Origin of the sequence: Treponema sp. (genome assembly GCF_052169735.1) — a bacterium.
GTDB lineage: Bacteria > Spirochaetota > Spirochaetia > Treponematales > Treponemataceae > Treponema.
The window spans coordinates 12,842-29,409 of sequence record NZ_JBQNBW010000007.1; the positions used below are offsets into that span (position 1 = coordinate 12,842).

15 protein-coding genes and 3 pseudogenes are annotated in these 16,568 nt (G+C 41.1%); 11 read left to right on the forward strand and 7 right to left on the reverse strand.

Features of this window, described 5'->3' with window-relative positions; translation table 11 throughout:
- The first annotated feature begins 5 nt into the window (after positions 1-5).
- From ACTTJ8_RS02155 to ACTTJ8_RS02200, 10 genes and pseudogenes are all read left to right on the forward strand, one after another.
- Complete coding sequence (locus tag ACTTJ8_RS02155; protein WP_442715308.1) at positions 6-2,264, forward strand: dynamin family protein; 2,259 nt, start codon at positions 6-8, stop codon at positions 2,262-2,264.
- Positions 2,227-3,636, forward strand: coding sequence for a dynamin family protein (locus ACTTJ8_RS02160; RefSeq protein WP_442715309.1), 1,410 nt, complete (start codon positions 2,227-2,229; stop codon positions 3,634-3,636). The genes ACTTJ8_RS02155 and ACTTJ8_RS02160 overlap by 38 nt, the downstream gene beginning before the upstream one ends.
- An 88-nt stretch (positions 3,637-3,724) precedes the next feature.
- Positions 3,725-5,149, forward strand: a complete 1,425-nt coding sequence (locus ACTTJ8_RS02165; RefSeq protein ID WP_442715310.1) for a dynamin family protein — start codon at positions 3,725-3,727, stop codon at positions 5,147-5,149.
- 35 nt (positions 5,150-5,184) lie between these two features.
- Complete coding sequence (locus ACTTJ8_RS02170; protein ID WP_442715311.1) at positions 5,185-6,072, forward strand: hypothetical protein; 888 nt, start codon at positions 5,185-5,187, stop codon at positions 6,070-6,072.
- Between the two features lie 212 nt (positions 6,073-6,284).
- Entirely contained in the window at positions 6,285-6,791 is a 507-nt protein-coding gene (locus tag ACTTJ8_RS02175; RefSeq protein ID WP_442715312.1) for an ankyrin repeat domain-containing protein, read from the forward strand.
- 7 nt (positions 6,792-6,798) lie between these two features.
- The gene (locus ACTTJ8_RS02180) at positions 6,799-6,969 is read left to right on the forward strand and encodes a hypothetical protein (RefSeq protein WP_442715313.1); all 171 of its coding nucleotides are present in this window, start codon (positions 6,799-6,801) and stop codon (positions 6,967-6,969) included.
- Between the two features lie 141 nt (positions 6,970-7,110).
- Positions 7,111-7,376, forward strand: a pseudogene (locus ACTTJ8_RS02185) (hypothetical protein); the annotation flags it as partial.
- Positions 7,377-7,517: 141 nt separating this feature from the next.
- Positions 7,518-8,103 (forward strand): annotated as a pseudogene (locus ACTTJ8_RS02190) (hypothetical protein); the annotation flags it as partial.
- A 74-nt stretch (positions 8,104-8,177) separates the two neighbouring features.
- Entirely contained in the window at positions 8,178-9,146 is a 969-nt protein-coding gene (locus ACTTJ8_RS02195; RefSeq protein WP_442715314.1) for a hypothetical protein, read from the forward strand.
- A 284-nt stretch (positions 9,147-9,430) separates the two neighbouring features.
- Positions 9,431-9,595, forward strand: a pseudogene (locus tag ACTTJ8_RS02200) (IS5 family transposase); the annotation flags it as partial.
- A gap of 81 nt (positions 9,596-9,676) precedes the next feature.
- On the opposite strand, the gene ACTTJ8_RS02205 reads toward ACTTJ8_RS02200, so the two are convergent.
- The 3 genes from ACTTJ8_RS02205 to ACTTJ8_RS02215 all read right to left on the reverse strand — a co-directional run bounded on the left by ACTTJ8_RS02205 (position 9,677) and on the right by ACTTJ8_RS02215 (position 13,060).
- Positions 9,677-10,378, reverse strand: a complete 702-nt coding sequence (locus ACTTJ8_RS02205) for an ABC transporter ATP-binding protein (protein ID WP_442720189.1) — start codon at positions 10,376-10,378, stop codon at positions 9,677-9,679.
- A gap of 7 nt (positions 10,379-10,385) precedes the next feature.
- Entirely contained in the window at positions 10,386-11,381 is a 996-nt protein-coding gene (locus ACTTJ8_RS02210; RefSeq protein WP_442720190.1) for an efflux RND transporter periplasmic adaptor subunit, read from the reverse strand.
- 176 nt (positions 11,382-11,557) lie between these two features.
- A complete protein-coding gene (locus ACTTJ8_RS02215; RefSeq protein ID WP_442720191.1) occupies positions 11,558-13,060 on the reverse strand; it encodes a Do family serine endopeptidase in 1,503 nt (500 codons plus the stop codon).
- Positions 13,061-13,629: 569 nt separating this feature from the next.
- On the opposite strand from ACTTJ8_RS02215, the gene ACTTJ8_RS02220 reads away from it, so the two are divergent.
- Entirely contained in the window at positions 13,630-14,517 is an 888-nt protein-coding gene (locus ACTTJ8_RS02220; protein ID WP_442720192.1) for an InlB B-repeat-containing protein, read from the forward strand.
- A gap of 155 nt (positions 14,518-14,672) precedes the next feature.
- Here the strand turns inward: ACTTJ8_RS02220 and ACTTJ8_RS02225 are convergent, their stop codons facing one another.
- From ACTTJ8_RS02225 to ACTTJ8_RS02240, 4 genes are all read right to left on the reverse strand, one after another.
- Positions 14,673-15,476: a class I SAM-dependent methyltransferase gene (locus tag ACTTJ8_RS02225; RefSeq protein ID WP_442720193.1), complete on the reverse strand. Its 804-nt coding sequence runs from the start codon at positions 15,474-15,476 to the stop codon at positions 14,673-14,675.
- A 120-nt stretch (positions 15,477-15,596) separates the two neighbouring features.
- On the reverse strand, positions 15,597-15,947 hold the full coding sequence (locus tag ACTTJ8_RS02230; protein ID WP_442720194.1) for a PadR family transcriptional regulator: 351 nt from the start codon (positions 15,945-15,947) through the stop codon (positions 15,597-15,599).
- 70 nt (positions 15,948-16,017) lie between these two features.
- Positions 16,018-16,278: a Txe/YoeB family addiction module toxin gene (locus tag ACTTJ8_RS02235; RefSeq protein WP_162662792.1), complete on the reverse strand. Its 261-nt coding sequence runs from the start codon at positions 16,276-16,278 to the stop codon at positions 16,018-16,020.
- Positions 16,271-16,528, reverse strand: a complete 258-nt coding sequence (locus ACTTJ8_RS02240; protein WP_162662793.1) for a type II toxin-antitoxin system Phd/YefM family antitoxin — start codon at positions 16,526-16,528, stop codon at positions 16,271-16,273. Before ACTTJ8_RS02240 ends, ACTTJ8_RS02235 begins: the two co-directional genes overlap by 8 nt.
- Between the last annotated feature and the right edge of the window lie 40 nt (positions 16,529-16,568).

A 16,568-nucleotide genomic window follows, 5' to 3' on the forward strand; every position in this document is an offset into this window, starting at 1 on the left:
TATAGATGGAAACACTTTTTATTGAAAAACTAAAGAAAGTCGATTCGATTGTAGAGCGGTATGATGATGTAACGGGCGAAATTGCCGGAACAGCCCGATCTGAAAGCGGCGTAACATCTGCCGAAGTAATGGAGCAGGAGTTAGCAAAAGTTGTTGCAGAAAACCGGTTATTGAGCATCGGGATTGTTGGAAGAGTAAAAGCCGGCAAATCATCTTTGTTAAATGCCCTCTTTTTTGGCGGAAAACAAATACTGCCTAAGGCGGCAACACCTATGACGGCAGCGCTCACAATTATCCGGTATGATGAAAACCCTCACGCGGAAATAGAATTTTTTACTCCGCAGGATATTGCTTTCATCAAACAAGAATATGAATCTTTTACACAACAGTACGAAAAAAAACGGCAGGAGGCGGAGAAAAAAGCTCGCGAAGATGAAAAAAAGAAAAAAATTCCCTACGATCAGAAAAAAATAGAACGTATGGTAAAAAGAGAGATGGATAATCATCCTAAGGCAGGTTCATTTGAACAGTATGAGCAGATGAAAAAAAGCGGCAAACTTGCAGAGTTTTCAACGTCCGGAAGAGATACAACCTATACCATTACAGGAGACGAAATATCCGCATTGATGCATAGTTTAAGCAACTACGTCAGTGCTGATGGGCAATATATGCCCTTTACAAAAAGCGTAACACTGTACCTTAATATCGAAGACCTAAAAGACATACAGGTTGTCGACACCCCCGGTATCAATGACCCGATAAAATCCCGTGAAGAGCGGACTGAACACTATCTTGGAGAATGTGATGTTGTCTTTGTTGTAAGCCCTGCGGGGGAATTCCTTTCGGAAGAAGATTTAAATTTAATGGGACATATTTCCGGTAAAAAAGGTGTTGATCAGGTGTTCCTTACAGCCTCCCGTTTTGACCAGCAATTATACGGAAGTGAAAAAGAGCGGGCAGAAGGGATATTACCAAATGTGATAGAAAATATCCGTACTCAGCTCGTAACCCATGCAAAAGAAGTCTGCGGTAAAAGAAAACAGCAAAATCCTGAATGCAGCGAAATGTATCAATCATTGCTGGATGATGCGGAACATAGAGTATTAATCACTTCTTCCATGTGCCATTCCATGCATTTACTGTTTAATCAGCAGGACGCATGGGACGAGGATATGCAATACACGTGGGGACTTTTAAGTGAAGATTATCCGGACTATTTTTCTGGAGAAGCGGCACAAACCAGTCTTGAAAAACTTGCTGGAGTCTCCGCAGTGCGGAACAATGTCGGTACTGTCCGGCAAAAAAAAGATGAGATTATTCAAAAAAAGCAGCAAGCCTATGCGGAACAGCAAACACAGAATGTCGATGCTTATCTTGAAAAACTTAAAAACTCATTGAGGGAAGCTGTCGATCGGCTCAAAAATACGGATGCAGCGGAATTGCAAGCACAAAAAGAGGCAAAAGAAAAAATGAGGGTAAGTGCCTCTGCCGATGTTGATGAAGCATTTGATGAAGCCGTATTCAATTTTAAAACAGGACTTTCTACCACCTTAAAACAAAACAGTAGAGGCTTATTTGATGACCTCGGCGATTTTAGTTCCTATGAAAAAACGGAAAGCAAAACCGTTACCCGCTCACGTGAAAAAAGCGGTATTCTTTCAGGAGTTGGGAGATTTTTTGGAGGTTTTTTGGGTACCGATTGGGGCTATGAAGACTACCAAACGACTGAAACGTATCGCACAATGCAAACCGCCCCTATTAAGCGTAAGGTTAATGATCTTGCGTTGAGCTTACAGGCTGATCTGGAAGATTGTGCCGAAAAAGCTGTTATGGAATGGCGGGGAATCGTTCAGCAAAAAACCATTTCCGCCCTCCGACGATCATTAGAAGATGAAAACATGATTGATATTCCGCTTTTAAAAACCAGCATCAGAAAAGTTATCGGTAATATGAAAATACCGGAATTTAAACTTTCCGGTGCGAAATTCGGGGATAACTATTCAGGAAAGCTTACTGATGATGAAATCGACAGCTTCCTTTCCGAAATAGATGAACATCTTGCCGAATTGCGTTCAACGTATGCAAGCCAGATTAAGAGCTTTCTAAATCAGATGGAAGCATCGGCTAAGCAGGATACTCTTTCCAGTCTTCTTTTCAGCAATCTTGACAAAGAATTAAAAGTTTTGGAGCAGCAAATTGAAAATAAAAAATCTACGCTTGCAAGATATGATACGTGCATTAAAGAACTTTCTGCAACCGCATAAGTTGATCATCGCTGATTTGCAAAAAGCAAATCAGTCGATAACAGCAGAACTCAGTAACTTGCAAAATGCACATACGGTCGTAACCTCCGAGCTGCAAAGTACAAAACGAATATTCGGCTTAGTAACGGATATTCTCAAAGCGTCGCGGGCAGACAATGTACATATACAGCAATTTCACCATCTTGTCCGTAATGACTTTAAAGAATTTTGCAACAAAGCGGTGGAATTAAACCAGATGGATGATATGGCTCTATTCGAAAAAATCGAAAACGAAATGCAGCGTATCACTTATTGTCCGCCTATTCATTCAAAAACGCTCGGCGCTATAGGAGGTGGGTTTTCATCAGGAAAATCATCATTCATTAACAGCTTTATGCTTGATGATACGGTAAGGCTGGCAACCGGTGTTATTCCGGTAACGGCTATTCCGAGTTATGTTATCTGCGGTGAAATGCCTGATATTTGCGGTATTTCATATCAAGGAGGTCTGTTCAAAATAGAAGCGGATATATATAAAGACATTTCACACGAACTTTTAAAAACGCTTGATTTTGATTTAAGAGCAATTCTGCGATATATAACCGTAACGGCGAAACTTGATGGTGAGTGCTTTTCAAATATCTGCTTGATTGACACTCCCGGATATAATGCCGCTTCAACCGGTACGATGCAGCACGATAGGGCAGTTGCCTACAATTATATTAAAGATGCAAAATTTCTTATCTGGGTTATCGGATTGGATAGTAAGGGTACTATTCCGAAAGATGATTTGGAATTTTTGAATAATCCCGATTTACCTTTCGGTAAAGACCCTGAAAAAGGGCTTTATATTGTAGCGAATAAAGCCCGCGGAATTACTCCATCCAACCGAGAGCAGATTTTAGAAGAGTTGAAAAATATTTTGGATGATAACGGTATCAGCTATGACGGTATTAGCATCTATGAAGCACAGCGGAAAGAAGAATATTTGTACGAAGGAATGCCTGTGAGAGAATTTCTCAAAAAACAAAATATTCCTGTGCAAAAGTATGCTGAGCTTGCAGTACCGCTCAAAACTGTTTTTGAACGGTATGAAAAACGGACACGTGAAAAATATGTAGCAGATCAACAGTTCCACAGAAGAATACAAACACTTCTGCTTGACGGTATGGAGCATCAGATTATCAATATCAGTTCCGGAGTAAAAAACGCGTTGGAAGACGGATTAAATGAGCTTAAAAGCTACATTCCACCAACAGATCTTACGCAGACACTTACAACTATCACCAAAATGGAACAGCGTTTCTTTGATTGTATCAACCGTTTTTGTGATGAAATCGGCATACAAAGAATGGATACATCTGTATTAGATTCGCAGGGAAGTACCAGCTGAATAATGTTTCTTGGGTAATTTTGACAGGGTCGTAAAGCTATTGGAGCAGTACAGTGAACATAAAAAATGAGGTACCATGAGGTTATTTATGGAGCAAGAAAATACAAACAGAATATTCAGTTTAATAACTGATATTCTCAAAGCAAAACCCACAGAGAATGAACATATACAGCAGTTCCGCAGCCTTGTCCGCAATGACTTTAAAGAGTTTTGCAACAAGGCGGTGGAACTCAATCAGATGGAAGATATGGAACTATTCGAAAAAATCGAAAGTGAAATGAATCTGATTGCACATTGTCCGCCGGTTCATTCTAAAATGGTCGGCGCTATTGGAGGCGGATTTTCTTCGGGAAAATCATCGTTCATCAATAGCTTTATGCTTGATAAAAACATACAACTTGCAACAGGTGTTATTCCGGTAACGGCTATTCCGAGTTATGTTATCTGCGGTGAGATGCCTGATATTTGCGGTATTTCATACCGAGGAGGGCGTTTTATCATACAGGCAGACATGTATAAGGATATTTCACATGAACTTTTAAAAACGCTTGATTTTGATTTAAAAGATATTCTACGATACATAACCGTAACGGCTAAACTTGACGGTGAGTGTTTTTCAAATATCTGCTTGATTGATACTCCCGGTTATAATGCCTCTTCGACCGGCACCATGCAACAGGATAGAGCCGTTGCCTACAATTATATTAAGGATGCGAAGTTTCTGATTTGGGTTATCGGACTGGATAGTAACGGTACATTTCCCAGAACGGATATTGAGTTTTTGATGGATCCTGAGCTGCCATTCGGAAAAGACCCTTCAAGAAGTCTTTATATTGTCGCCAACAAAGCCCGCGGAGTTACCCCATCCAGCCGGCAACGAATTCTGGAAGTGCTGCAGGAAACTTTGGATGATAATGGTATCAGTTATGACGGCATTAGTATCTACGAAGCACAGCACAAAGAAGAATACCTGTACGAAGGAATGCAGGTAAAAGAATTTCTTAAAAAGCAGAATGTGCCTACGCAAAAATATGTGGAGCTTGCCCTCCCATTAAAAGCTGTTTTTGATCGGTATAAAAAAAGAACTCGCGAGAAGTACGAAACGGATAAACAATTCCAAAGAAAAATACAGACGCTTATTCTTGACGGTATGGAGCATCAGGTTATAAGCCTTAGTTCCGAAGCTAAAAATGTGTTGGAAGACGGATTAAACGAACTGAAAAGCTATCTGAAACCCGCCGACCTGACACAAACGCTTGGAACCATTACGGAGATAGAACAACGTTTTTTTGAGTGTATCAACCGTTTTTGTGATGATGTCGGCATACAAAAAGCAGAGCTTCCTCCGGACCAGGAAGCTTCCGGCACACCGACAGCAGGTACAGGGAACAACTCCGGTGAATCGGCACCGGCGATAAAGAAAAAATTTTGCGATAAATGCGGCACAAAGCTGTTTGAACGTGATAATTTCTGTCCAAAGTGCGGTACATCAACCCTTTGCGATACTGAGTAATCGCATATATATAATAAATCTATAAGGAGTTTACTATGAAAAATTGCATATCATGCAGCCAAGCTATTAACGATGAATCGGTCTTTTGCCCTCTTTGCGGTACGCCGCAGCAGCCGGAAGCGGTACAAAAAGCCGGTAATCCTATCACTGCCGGTGCTTTTTTACGTATTTTTAGACCTTCATTTTTTGGAAGTTTTGAAAGAATGAAAGTAAAGGCAGATGTACGGGATAAGCTGATAGTTAATTTTCTGTGTTTATCCCATGACATTACGGATGATGAAATAACTGAGTTAAATATGGCTTTTGACATTCTGCTTAATCAGCCTCAAGCAGAATACAGCCTCAGTCGTGAATCAAAGGCAAACTATACCCTGACGACTGAGTCAAAAATTATCATAGAAAATGAAAAATTTCGTTATAATTTTGTCAGTGATTTTCTGTTAGATATAATTAAGAAATGGGCTAATTATGAATCATATGATTCAATGGAAACTTTTTTTGGGGTTATATGGCTTTTAGCACTATTGTCGGTATTGGATGGGCAATATTCCGAAGAAAAAGCACTGCTGTTCAGTAGAATGAAAAATCTCTTCCCTATTTCGAGAAAGAATTTTCTCACGTATTTTAAAAATCCTAGAATGTATCTTGACAGTGTTATTAGTCTTTATGCCGCACTCTTTGGAATAAGTTTAGAAAGTAATAATGATCCAAATACATTGGTGAATAACATTCCCGAAGATTTTGACTTTTATGCCTGTGTGGAAGACACAATACAAAAACTCTGTGTGCTTGAAACAAACATTCAGCAGCTTGAACAATCAGAGGGAAGATATGCAGATATAAAAGCTGAAATCGAACAATTAGCTGCAGAAGAACGAAAACTGACGGAACTACTGCCGGGCTTTACCTACCAGAAATTTTAATGAACAATGAGGATGTCCAAAAGCGGTGCCTTAAAATGCAACAGTTGAAGAAACATCAGTTTCTGAAGACTGTTACATTGGTACGCGATAGCGTACACGCAATCTGTGATGTTTGCCGAAAGGCAAACTCATCGGTTAACGAGGCTGCGCAATGTTAGCAGCCGAAGTTATACCTTCCTTTTTGGACATCCGTACCTACGAGGAGGAATACTATGCTGCACGCAACCTGTCCACAATGCGGAACCGCCGTAAAAAAAGCTGCTTTCTTTTGTACCAACTGCGGCTGCAAATTACAGAAAGCAGTAACAAATGAAAAAAAGTGTAAAAATACGATAGCGGAAAAAAAAGAACAGCAAGCAGCCTTAGCAGATGCCCGTATCGAAGGTATCAGGAAAGCCATTCAGTTTTTTAATATTGATACCGACTATGATGATGAATTGTCCGATACGAATTGTCCTTTAATTCAAGCAGTACACGACAATGATGAAGAAATGCTCACTGCGTTATTAGCAGAAAGAGCTGATGTGAATCAAACAGATGATAACAATAATACGGCTCTTATGATTGCTGCAGAAACCGGAAATAGTAAAATAGTAACCATCCTTTTAGCGCATAATGCCGATACTACTATGGAAAATGATTACGACGAAACAGCACTTGACATTGCACGGAATAACGGCAAACGGTATATTGTCGGACTTTTAAATAAAGCGAGGTAACCACCCTATGAACATTCCCGGAACAAACGGCTTTATACCGCCGAAACAAGGAACACCGGTTCCCTACACTTGTACCGCCTGCGGGCATACCTTTACCCAAAAAAAACAGCTGCTGCCCCTGCCGGTTAAATGCCCGAAATGCGGAAGTATGAAATGTATTTCTATAGTATCGTGGTAAGATACCTCATTGTGCAATAAAATTTCAGCAGTATTACGCAGCAAAATAGGAAAAAACCGGAGGAATAATGCGGCGGAACAGTCAGGATATTTGTAATGATATTACCTTATCTCTTCATAGATTCTATGCTATACTTTTGACATGATCGAAACATCATACAACCGCAAATATAAAGATTCGGTATTTGTTGACCTTTTCAGTGAAGATGAAAAGGCAAAAGAAAACTTTTTGTCGCTTTATAATGCTTTGCATAATACCAATCTACAACTTTCTTGTCCGGTGGAAAACATACGGCTTGATAATGTTATGTATATGAATATAATCAATGACGTTTCGTGTCTTATAGATGGTAAAATCATCATTCTTGCGGAGCATCAATCAACCATAAACGAAAATATGCCCAGCGCAAAAACTGTACATCCTTGTACAGTTTTTGCTTACGAGTTTTTGCTCACGCAAAAACATCGCTGATGCATGGAACCACCGCCATCCGTGGCGGTTCTGAAAAGCCCTTTGGAAATAGACGGCGTAGATACAAGGAGTTAGGCAAAAAAGTACCGCAGGCGTATCTATGATACGTTGAGGACACTTTTTTGCCGTACGACGCAGTAGATGCACCGTATATTTTCAAAAGAGTCGGAGTTTTACGTATTTTACAATGGCATCGAAGATTATCCAGAAACTACTGTTCTTAAACTTTCCGATGCCTTTATTGCAAAGGGAGAAAAAATTCCGCTAGAACTTGAAGTAACGGTATATAACATAAACAAGAATAAAAGAGCAAAAGTATTAAGCGGTTGCAAAACTTTGAATGAATATAGCTTGTTTGTTGAACAAGTGCGTATTCAAACACAACTTGACTCTGAAAATGGCTTTACCAACGCCGTAAAGATATGCATAGAAAAAGGAATCTTAAAAGACTACTTACAAAGGAAGGCTCGGGAGGTAATCAATATGCTCGTAGCTGAATATGACTACGATACAGACATTGCAGTACAAAGGGAAGAAAGTGCAAGAATTAGTGCATATCAAAATAAACTTGAAACAGCCCGAATATTAAAGCAATTAGGCGATCCAGTACAGAAAATTGTACAAGTAACCGGGTTATCCCAAGCAGAAATAGAAGCACTGTAGAGTACATTTAAGGTGGTAATATACTTCATTTTGTATTAAAATTTCAGTATTATTGCGCAGAGCAGACTATGGGTATGAAATACACTGCCGCATATCGGCGATTTAAAGAAATTGACGCGATGATTCGCGAAGGCTGTATCGCAAAAAAACACAAAAAAGTTGCGGATATGGCACAAGCCCTTGGTGTCAGCTGCCGAACCATTCAGCGGGATATTGCATACATGACAAGTTCTGAAATCGGACTGCCCATCCAGTATAATGCGAACGCGCATACCTACTACTATACTGACGAAGATTTACAAACGTGCAGTTTTGCCAATCTGCTGTTAAACCCAAAAGATAAACAGGTTCTTGCCTTTGCCCGCTCGCTGATGCTGTCCTTTTTTTATAACACTGAAAGCTACCTTGAAGTTTGTAAAACATTTGACACATTAATGGAGCGGCTTGAATATACACAAGCCTTTATAGACGGTCCGATGCCTACGGCGCTGCTGATAGCACTGAAAAATCCGCTCTGCCACTTCGATATATATGACTTTGTTCATGCAATAAACAGTGATGTATGCCTCTGGATAGAAATGATGGCAGAACCTGACATCAAAGATATATGCGTCTTCATTCGCCCTGTCCATGTTATTTATGCTTGGAGTAGCTGGTATCTTCTCTATATTGATACCACATTTTCCTACAGATCAGAAGATTTTAAAATACTAGAGCTGAGTAAAGTATCTTTTTGCCACCGTGCAACCAAGAAGGAAAATAGTTCTATCCCGCATATAGAATACCGGATAGAAGATGCGCAAAAGTATGATTCTTCAAAGCCGGTATATAGTGCCTGTAGAATAGGTATAGAACATAACGGGAACAATGAACATTTTGAATATCTTACTATTGATATATACGGTGAATCCTGTATACCCTACTGTATGCAATACCGGAGAAATCCTGATAACACACTTGGAGCCGCTTGCAGTTTTCATCCATGGGCGAAACAAGAGCAGCGTGAAAGAAAAATGCTTACGCGCATATTGGATATGCTGTAGGGTACCTCTAAAAACCTCTTAAAAAAGAGAAAGAAAAATGATAAAATGTTGTTCAATTTTCATGAAGGTTTATTTTCAGCCACTAAAATATCGCGGCTGAAAAACACGTTGAGTTTGCTCACCCGCAAATTCGCTCATTGTCGTATGCGCGTTCCGCGCATCAATGCAACAGTCTTCGAGAATTGACATTCTCTCAACTGTTGCATTTTAAGGGGATAGATAGATGTATTTGTGAAAAAGGCTACCGCAATAAACCGCTTACCCAATAACAAAAGAACCGTAATAGAAAGAAGTCAAAAATACGCGCAAGAGTAGAGCATGTATTTGGTTTTATGACAAATTCAATGAAAGGTATATATGTTAGAACAATAAGCTTCGCACGTACAACATTCTTAATAATAATGAACCTTACCTATAATTTATGCCGCTATTGCGTTCTAAAGAAATAAAAAGAAGCAAGCGGATAATCATCTGGGTAGAATAAAAAATAAAGCAAATAAGAATATGTAAAAACTTCATAAAATACTGATTTACCCGGGGGAGGGGTAGGTTGTGTCAGAAATGATGTTCCCGTCTTTTAAGTGAATGGAACGGGGCGCGGTGGCACCGATATCGGGATCATGGGTGACAATAATAACGGCGGTGCCCTGCCGGTTAATATCAAAAAAAAGATCCAGTACGGATTGCCCTGTTTCAGAATCGAGTGCCCCGGTCGGCTCATCAGCTAGAATTAGTTGAGGACGGGTAACAAGCGCACGGGCAATAGCAACCCGCTGTTTTTGTCCTCCAGAAAGTTCGCTGGGGCGATGCTTGAGCCGGTTACTTAATCCGACCTTTTCCAGTTCCTCTGATGCAAGTTTCTTTCGTTCCAAAGCCGGTATGCCTTGATAACGGAGCGGCAGCATCACATTTTCCAGAATGGTGAGTGTCGGTAATAAAAAATACTGCTGAAAGACAAAACCGATAGTCTTATTTCGCAAAAAAGCTAAATCGTTATCGCTCATTTCCGCAGTATTTTCACCGGCGATATAAATAGCTCCTGAAGTTGGGCGGTCTAGACAGCCGATCATGTTCATACACGTTGTTTTTCCCGATCCGGACGGTCCCATAATGGACACAAAACTTCCTTCAGGAATATCGAACGAAACGCCTCGCAGAGCGTGTACTTCATTTTCTCCCATAAAGAAGGTCTTAACTACCGTATCTAAGGAAACAATCATTCCCTCTTTCATCGCTCTGCTACCGCCGCCTACCGGTCTTTATACTTGCCTGATTTTGTAAAACATCTCCTTCCTGTACCCCGGAAATAATCTTTACAAAACCTTTAATATACGGCTCCACTGTTACTGCAATTTCTTGGGCGATAGTTCCGTCGATTTTATCAACAAAGGGCTTTCCTTCTACATACCGAATAGCATCTTGCTCTACAATGAGCGCCTCGGAATCCGCACCGGTTACAATCGTCCCATTGAATGAATACCCGGGAAGAATTTTTTCAGGCGGATTGTCCAGCCGGATCAGTGTATCAACAACGGTTCTCCCCAGACTAGTCAGCCGGGCTATCGACGGGTATGAGACAACTTCTGCCTGTACCCGTATATCCGGTTCTGCCGGAAAAGACAGCGTAACTTTCTGTCCAACAGCCAAACGGGATGCATCACTTTCAGCAATCTCAACCGTTGCTTTTAGGTAACTACGGTCAATCAGTGTTCCAAACGAATCCTTTGTCTTTGCATATTGTCCTTGAGAGACCGTAAATGCTGCAACAATACCATCGAATTTTGCATATACCTTGCGGTCTGCAAGCTGTTTTTCGAGAAGCCGTTGTTCCTGTTCCATCAGAAGCAGCTTCTGAGAAGCCCCATTTATCTGTTCCTGCTTCATCGAAAAGGCATGACGTGCAACATCATAGCGTTGCTTATCGGTATCAAGCGCAAAAAGAAGCGTACCTTTTTTTACACGGTCGCCTTCTTTTACCGACACCTGTTCAACAAATCCCTCTCCGGGAGCTTCCAGTACCTGCGTTTGAGCAGCTTCAATATAGCCTGATACTTCAATTTGATTATGTTCAACCTCTTTTTTTACCGTAAGCGGGGGCAGCTCAACAGATTGTTGCCCTCGCGGTCTGAGAAAAAAATACCAGCATCCGGCAAGCAGCAGCCCTATCGCTATAATGATTTTCTTCTTCCGGGCCTTACGCACTTTTCCCGAAAGCGGCGGTCTGTGCTCGATCATACTGTTCCAGCCTCCCCGTATAGTAAAATAAGGTAATGGCAACACGGATGTTGCACACTACCATAATGCCGCGGCGGTATAACGTCATCGCCATTTGCGGTGGATTGATGCGGTATTTGTATGTCAAAGCCGTATTGGTATGTTTCAACCGACAAACCCGCTACAAAAGCAGCCGCTTAGAACTTAAACCGGAGCGTGGACAGCATTTGCCCTTCCCGCAGAACATCGAACCATACTTCTTTCTTTGCTTTAGAAAGCTCACGGTAAAATTCCCGGGTGTTGTTTACCGGCGTATCATTTACCGCGGTAATAATATCTCCGGATTTTAGCCCGACAATAACCGCCGGAGTTTTATTCCTGATATTAGTTACCAAGACACCGTTCTGCTTTTTATCAAGCTTCAGTTTATCCCGTACATCCTCTGTGAGTTCATACGGTACAAAGCCCGGCCATATTTTAGAAGAATCGGTAACGATTTTTTGATCCCGCTCTTCAATTTTTACCGAAAGTTTTTGCTCAGCACCATCGCGGATTACCACAAATTCTGCTGTGGTTCCGCTGCGGAGATCGCCGACATCCCGTACCAGCTGATCGACATTCTTGACCTCTTTACCGTTCAATTTGATAACAAAATCGCCTGGTCGGATGCCGCCTTTAAATGCCGGTGAACTGAGGAATACATCGATTGCTAAAGCTCCGGCTTTGTCCTCCACTTTCAGCGCTTTCAGCATGGTCTCATCAGCGCTTACAAGCTGAACACCAACCCATCCGTACTTGAGCTTGCCATCGGAAATGAGCGAATCGATTGCCGCTTTTACGTTGTTGATAGGGATAGAAAAGCCGAGCCCCTGTGAACCGCCGCTGGAAGATGCTATCCATGTGTTAATACCAATCACCTGTCCATAAATATTGACAAGCGGGCCGCCGGAATTGCCTTGGTTAATCGCAGCATCCGTTTGAATAAAATCATTGATGTTGTTATTCGGGCCGCCCGACCTTCCTACAGCACTGACCATACCGCGCGTAACGGTAGATACATAGCCCAGCGGCGAACCTACGGCAAATACAATATCGCCTACCTCAACCGCCTCAGAATTTCCCAACTCTGCAATTACGATGTCTTTTTCCGTTGATTCAAACGAAACCAGCGCAATATCCCGCCGCTGATCCCCGCCGACGAGCTTCCCCTCTGCTGTATGACCATTGTACAGCTTTACGGTAATTTTTTCTGCTGAACCGGTAACATGCTGATTGGTGAGTACATAATACGTGTTACCGCTTTTGCGGACAATCACTCCGGAACCCATACCTTCAGCCTTATACTCTTGTCCACCGCTATCCTTATCATCGGATTTTTCACCGTTTTCTTGATTCGGCATACCGAAAAAGAACCACGGGAATCCATCGCCGGAAAGCGGATTGCGAACTTTTTTTATTTCCGTAACAGAGAGGGTTACTACAGACGGCAGAATTGCTGCAGATACCTGCCGGTTTGCACTTTGCAGCCCTTCCAACAGTGATATGGTTTCTTTGGTGATTGCCTCGGAACGTTTGGTGTCGGCGTATACTGTTGTTGCCGAAGCCGGGTTGGCAGAGCACGATACTGTAAGCACTATCGCTGCCATACACATTCCTACCGCGGATACCAATAGGGATCGAATTTTTTGTTTTACAAGCATGATATTACCTCCAACTGAAAGGAAGCGCTTTTATTCTCTGCATGACATCCTTATACAGCACGAATAAAAAACGTTTCTTATATTTGTAGCCGGCACTGCTCAAAGTGCGTATACGCCTTGAAACTTGTGCCTGTTATAAATAGCATAGTCGACTGAACTACCTATATTAAACAGATAAAGAGCGCGTATGATACACATATAAACCGTTAAAAAGCTGCAAGTTTTCCAGTAGTTTTTCTCAAGCGTATTCGTGCGGAGGTAAGATGAAAAATGTGTTAGGAAGTATATTTTTTGAGCAAAAAGGAATTATATGCTTGACCTCTTAGAGGAAAGCATATATAAAGCATATATTTTGTAGAAAATTATTTTTTACGGGCACTACATAGAAAATCCTGTTAGTCGTGATGATTAGCCGGTAGACTAAATCTGTTCGGAAACTTCTGTTTCTAAACAGGTTACTTTGCGGTGCAAGGTTCTAAATCGTGCTATTTGTGCTCAAAAAATGAAAACAGCATCTAAAAAAGCTCTTTCGCAGTTTTTGCAGATGCCCTGATGATGGGAGTATTATTATGAAAGTTCGAAACATGTTACGCGGTATTCCTCTTATGCTTCTTATGGTGTCGGTGGTAGGCGTTTTTCTTGGTTGTAAAGGCAGTCCCGGTTCTAATTCCGTTTCGGCATCCTATACGGTAAAGTTTGACTCACAAGGCGGCTCTGCAGTCCCAGCTGTCAAGGTAAAGCAGGGGACAAAGGTTAGCCAACCGGCTAATCCGAAAAAAGCTTCTTTTACCTTTGGCGGCTGGTATAAAGAAAAAGAATGTAAAACACTGTGGAACTTTAAATCTGACATCGTTACCGCAAACATTACGCTGTATGCAAAATGGAACGGTAATAACAGTGATAATGGCAATGATAACAATGGCAATGGTAATGGTGACGACAACAAAGGGGCAATTACTATTAACTTTGACCCCAACAAAATAGAATGCCATAAGAAGGGCGTGCGTGTTAACAATGGCGATAAGGTGTCTAAAGGAGATGTTCTTGACTTTGATGCGAAGCTATCTAAAGGTGAACTTATTGACAAGTGGTTAGTCAGCAGCGAAGACAAAGCTACTTCAATAGCTTTTCATTACACTGTAAAAAGTGAGGATATAAAAAATGGAACTATTACCGTGAGCTATACGACAAAAGTTCAGGCAAAAGCGACCATAACATTTGATTCTAGCAAAATGACCTGCACGAAAAACAATAAAAATGTGAACTCAGGTGACACAGTGTATGAAAAGGATGTGTTATTTTTTATCGCGACAGTATCTGCCGACAAGATTATCGAGTGGAAAGTCAATGCCAAGAAAGTAAAAGACAAACTACCGAACAATCCGAAGTATCTTTCGTACACCATAACAGCTGGGCATAACGGTCAAACTATCAAGGTTTCCTATGATGAAAAATAAATAACGCCTCCATCTTGAAAAAAACTTACAGCGGCTTTTTTCAAGATGCTTTGTTTATGGCAGGTTTCGGTCAATACCGGAGCCTGCCCCTTATCATTTTGCCACGCTGTGCCTCGCGGTGCTTGCAGGGCTTTTCGGCACGTTAGCTCAAGCGCTTAGCAGGGAAGTTTCTCTTTTTTCCACAGGATAATTGCTTTTACCACAGACTCTTCCGCAGTAATGATGCCGTCTTTTTGTTTTGCATTCAAAAGCTGCGTAACTGCTGTTTTTTCTTCATCGGTATAGGCAGCGTCGCGCATATAGTCTTCGATAGTATGAGTTGTACTGCGGACTTGCTTATCAAACACAACTTCGGGGCAGTAGCCCATAAGCCAGAGTATATTCCACACACCGTAGACATAGTTTTTATCGTTATGCGGCAATCTAAATAATTTCCGCCCAAGGCGCTGCTCTATTTCTTCCTGCACCGTATCTTTTTCATACACGATCCGTTCCAGCATACAATATTTTTTTGCGATCATATTCATCCGCTGTATATGCTCGATGGAGGCGATAGCAGGAGTCATACAGGCAAACACCAAGTCAAACTCATTCTCAGTTGTAAAGGTATTCATCCAGTTTCCGTGAATCAGCTTTGCTTGCGGAATGTGCTGTAATTTTTCTTTTGCATACGCAAGCATGTTTGAAGAAATATCTATTCCGGTAAGATACGATGTGTATGCCGAAAATTCCAGCAAATGCCGTCCGGTACCGCAGCCGATATCCAAAACGCGAGACTGTGCATTCAGCAGCTTTCGTTCCTTTATAAATGTAAATACAAATTCCCGTACAAATTGCTGCTGAGTCTTTTCGGTACGTTCATAAAAACTTTTACTTTTATTATCCCACATTTGCTCAGCACGGGATTCATCCATATCTTTCTGAATATACTGTTCAAAATCATTCATTGTTATAACCATAATACGTTCTCCTATTTTCAGTACGAAATTTTCACTACGAAATGATATACAACCGGCTCAGATTTTTTCGCACAGCTGCTTTGCTTTTTACAGGGCAGCGCTCAAAAGCTAACCGAGTTGTCAGGGATTCCCCCTATCCAGTCCGCTATATTTTTGTAAAAAGACCTCAAAATTATGTTTGCGGATTTCAATGTCTTCTTTCCATTCGTGTAAGTCTTTTTTACCGCTCTGTGTAATCGCATATTTTTTCCGGGCAGCGCCTTCCGGCGGCAATTCCCACTCCATCGTTACCAAGCCTTCTTTTTCCAAACTGCTCAGGCAGCGGTACACGGTCGACATATCAATTGTAAAACCGGGAAAATCTTGCAGTAGGCTCGAGTGTATATCCCGCGGATTGAGCGGCTGTTTTGCAAGAATAACTAAGATAAATGCCGTCAAATGTTTAAACTTCGATTTTTCATTGATATTCATTCCTCTATGTTCCCCTTGTAGCGGTTACCATCAAACTCAGCAATATACCTCCTCATGATAATCCGCATTATCATTTTTTATAGTGATATCTGAACGAAATAAATACCAGTTGCTTTTCATCCGCCTGATACACTATTCGATGTTCCTGATTGATTCTTCTCGACCAGTATCCCGATAAAGCATGTTTGAGCGGTTCAGGTTTTCCTTTTCCTGTAAACGGCGTTCGTTCTATTTCTTTTATCAGATCGTTTATTTTTTCCAAAATTTTTTTATCGGTATTAAACCAATAGATATAGTCATTCCATGCTTCATCTGTAAAAAGCTTATTCATTTTCTAAAAGCTCATGGCTGTGCAAATTACCGTTTCTATGCTGTTCTATCGACTTTTTTAGGTGTTCGGCGTTTGCTTCGTTGCGCAGCAGATAATCGGTTTCAACCAGACTGTTGTATTCATGTACCGATAATAGTACAAGATTTTCAGAATTTTTCCGTGCAATCATTAACGGTTCATAATCATAATACACTTTGTCCATATATGTTTTTAAGTTTCGCCGTAAATCGGAATACGTAATAACATCCATAGTAATACCTCTTTATAAGTACAACATATTGTACTTATGC

What these genes read in the sequence shown, in the direction of transcription:
- ACTTJ8_RS02155 (WP_442715308.1), top strand. Translation starts at nt 6, where the DNA reads ATGGAAACACTTTTTATTGAAAAACTAAAGAAAGTCGATTCGATTGTA.
- ACTTJ8_RS02160 (WP_442715309.1), top strand. Translation starts at nt 2,227, where the DNA reads ATGATACGTGCATTAAAGAACTTTCTGCAACCGCATAAGTTGATCATC.
- ACTTJ8_RS02165 (WP_442715310.1), top strand. Translation starts at nt 3,725, where the DNA reads ATGGAGCAAGAAAATACAAACAGAATATTCAGTTTAATAACTGATATT.
- ACTTJ8_RS02170 (WP_442715311.1), top strand. Translation starts at nt 5,185, where the DNA reads ATGAAAAATTGCATATCATGCAGCCAAGCTATTAACGATGAATCGGTC.
- ACTTJ8_RS02175 (WP_442715312.1), top strand. Translation starts at nt 6,285, where the DNA reads ATGCTGCACGCAACCTGTCCACAATGCGGAACCGCCGTAAAAAAAGCT.
- ACTTJ8_RS02180 (WP_442715313.1), top strand. Translation starts at nt 6,799, where the DNA reads ATGAACATTCCCGGAACAAACGGCTTTATACCGCCGAAACAAGGAACA.
- ACTTJ8_RS02195 (WP_442715314.1), top strand. Translation starts at nt 8,178, where the DNA reads ATGAAATACACTGCCGCATATCGGCGATTTAAAGAAATTGACGCGATG.
- ACTTJ8_RS02205 (WP_442720189.1), bottom strand. Translation starts at nt 10,378, where the DNA reads ATGAAAGAGGGAATGATTGTTTCCTTAGATACGGTAGTTAAGACCTTC.
- ACTTJ8_RS02210 (WP_442720190.1), bottom strand. Translation starts at nt 11,381, where the DNA reads ATGATCGAGCACAGACCGCCGCTTTCGGGAAAAGTGCGTAAGGCCCGG.
- ACTTJ8_RS02215 (WP_442720191.1), bottom strand. Translation starts at nt 13,060, where the DNA reads ATGCTTGTAAAACAAAAAATTCGATCCCTATTGGTATCCGCGGTAGGA.
- ACTTJ8_RS02220 (WP_442720192.1), top strand. Translation starts at nt 13,630, where the DNA reads ATGAAAGTTCGAAACATGTTACGCGGTATTCCTCTTATGCTTCTTATG.
- ACTTJ8_RS02225 (WP_442720193.1), bottom strand. Translation starts at nt 15,476, where the DNA reads ATGGTTATAACAATGAATGATTTTGAACAGTATATTCAGAAAGATATG.
- ACTTJ8_RS02230 (WP_442720194.1), bottom strand. Translation starts at nt 15,947, where the DNA reads ATGAATATCAATGAAAAATCGAAGTTTAAACATTTGACGGCATTTATC.
- ACTTJ8_RS02235 (WP_162662792.1), bottom strand. Translation starts at nt 16,278, where the DNA reads ATGAATAAGCTTTTTACAGATGAAGCATGGAATGACTATATCTATTGG.
- ACTTJ8_RS02240 (WP_162662793.1), bottom strand. Translation starts at nt 16,528, where the DNA reads ATGGATGTTATTACGTATTCCGATTTACGGCGAAACTTAAAAACATAT.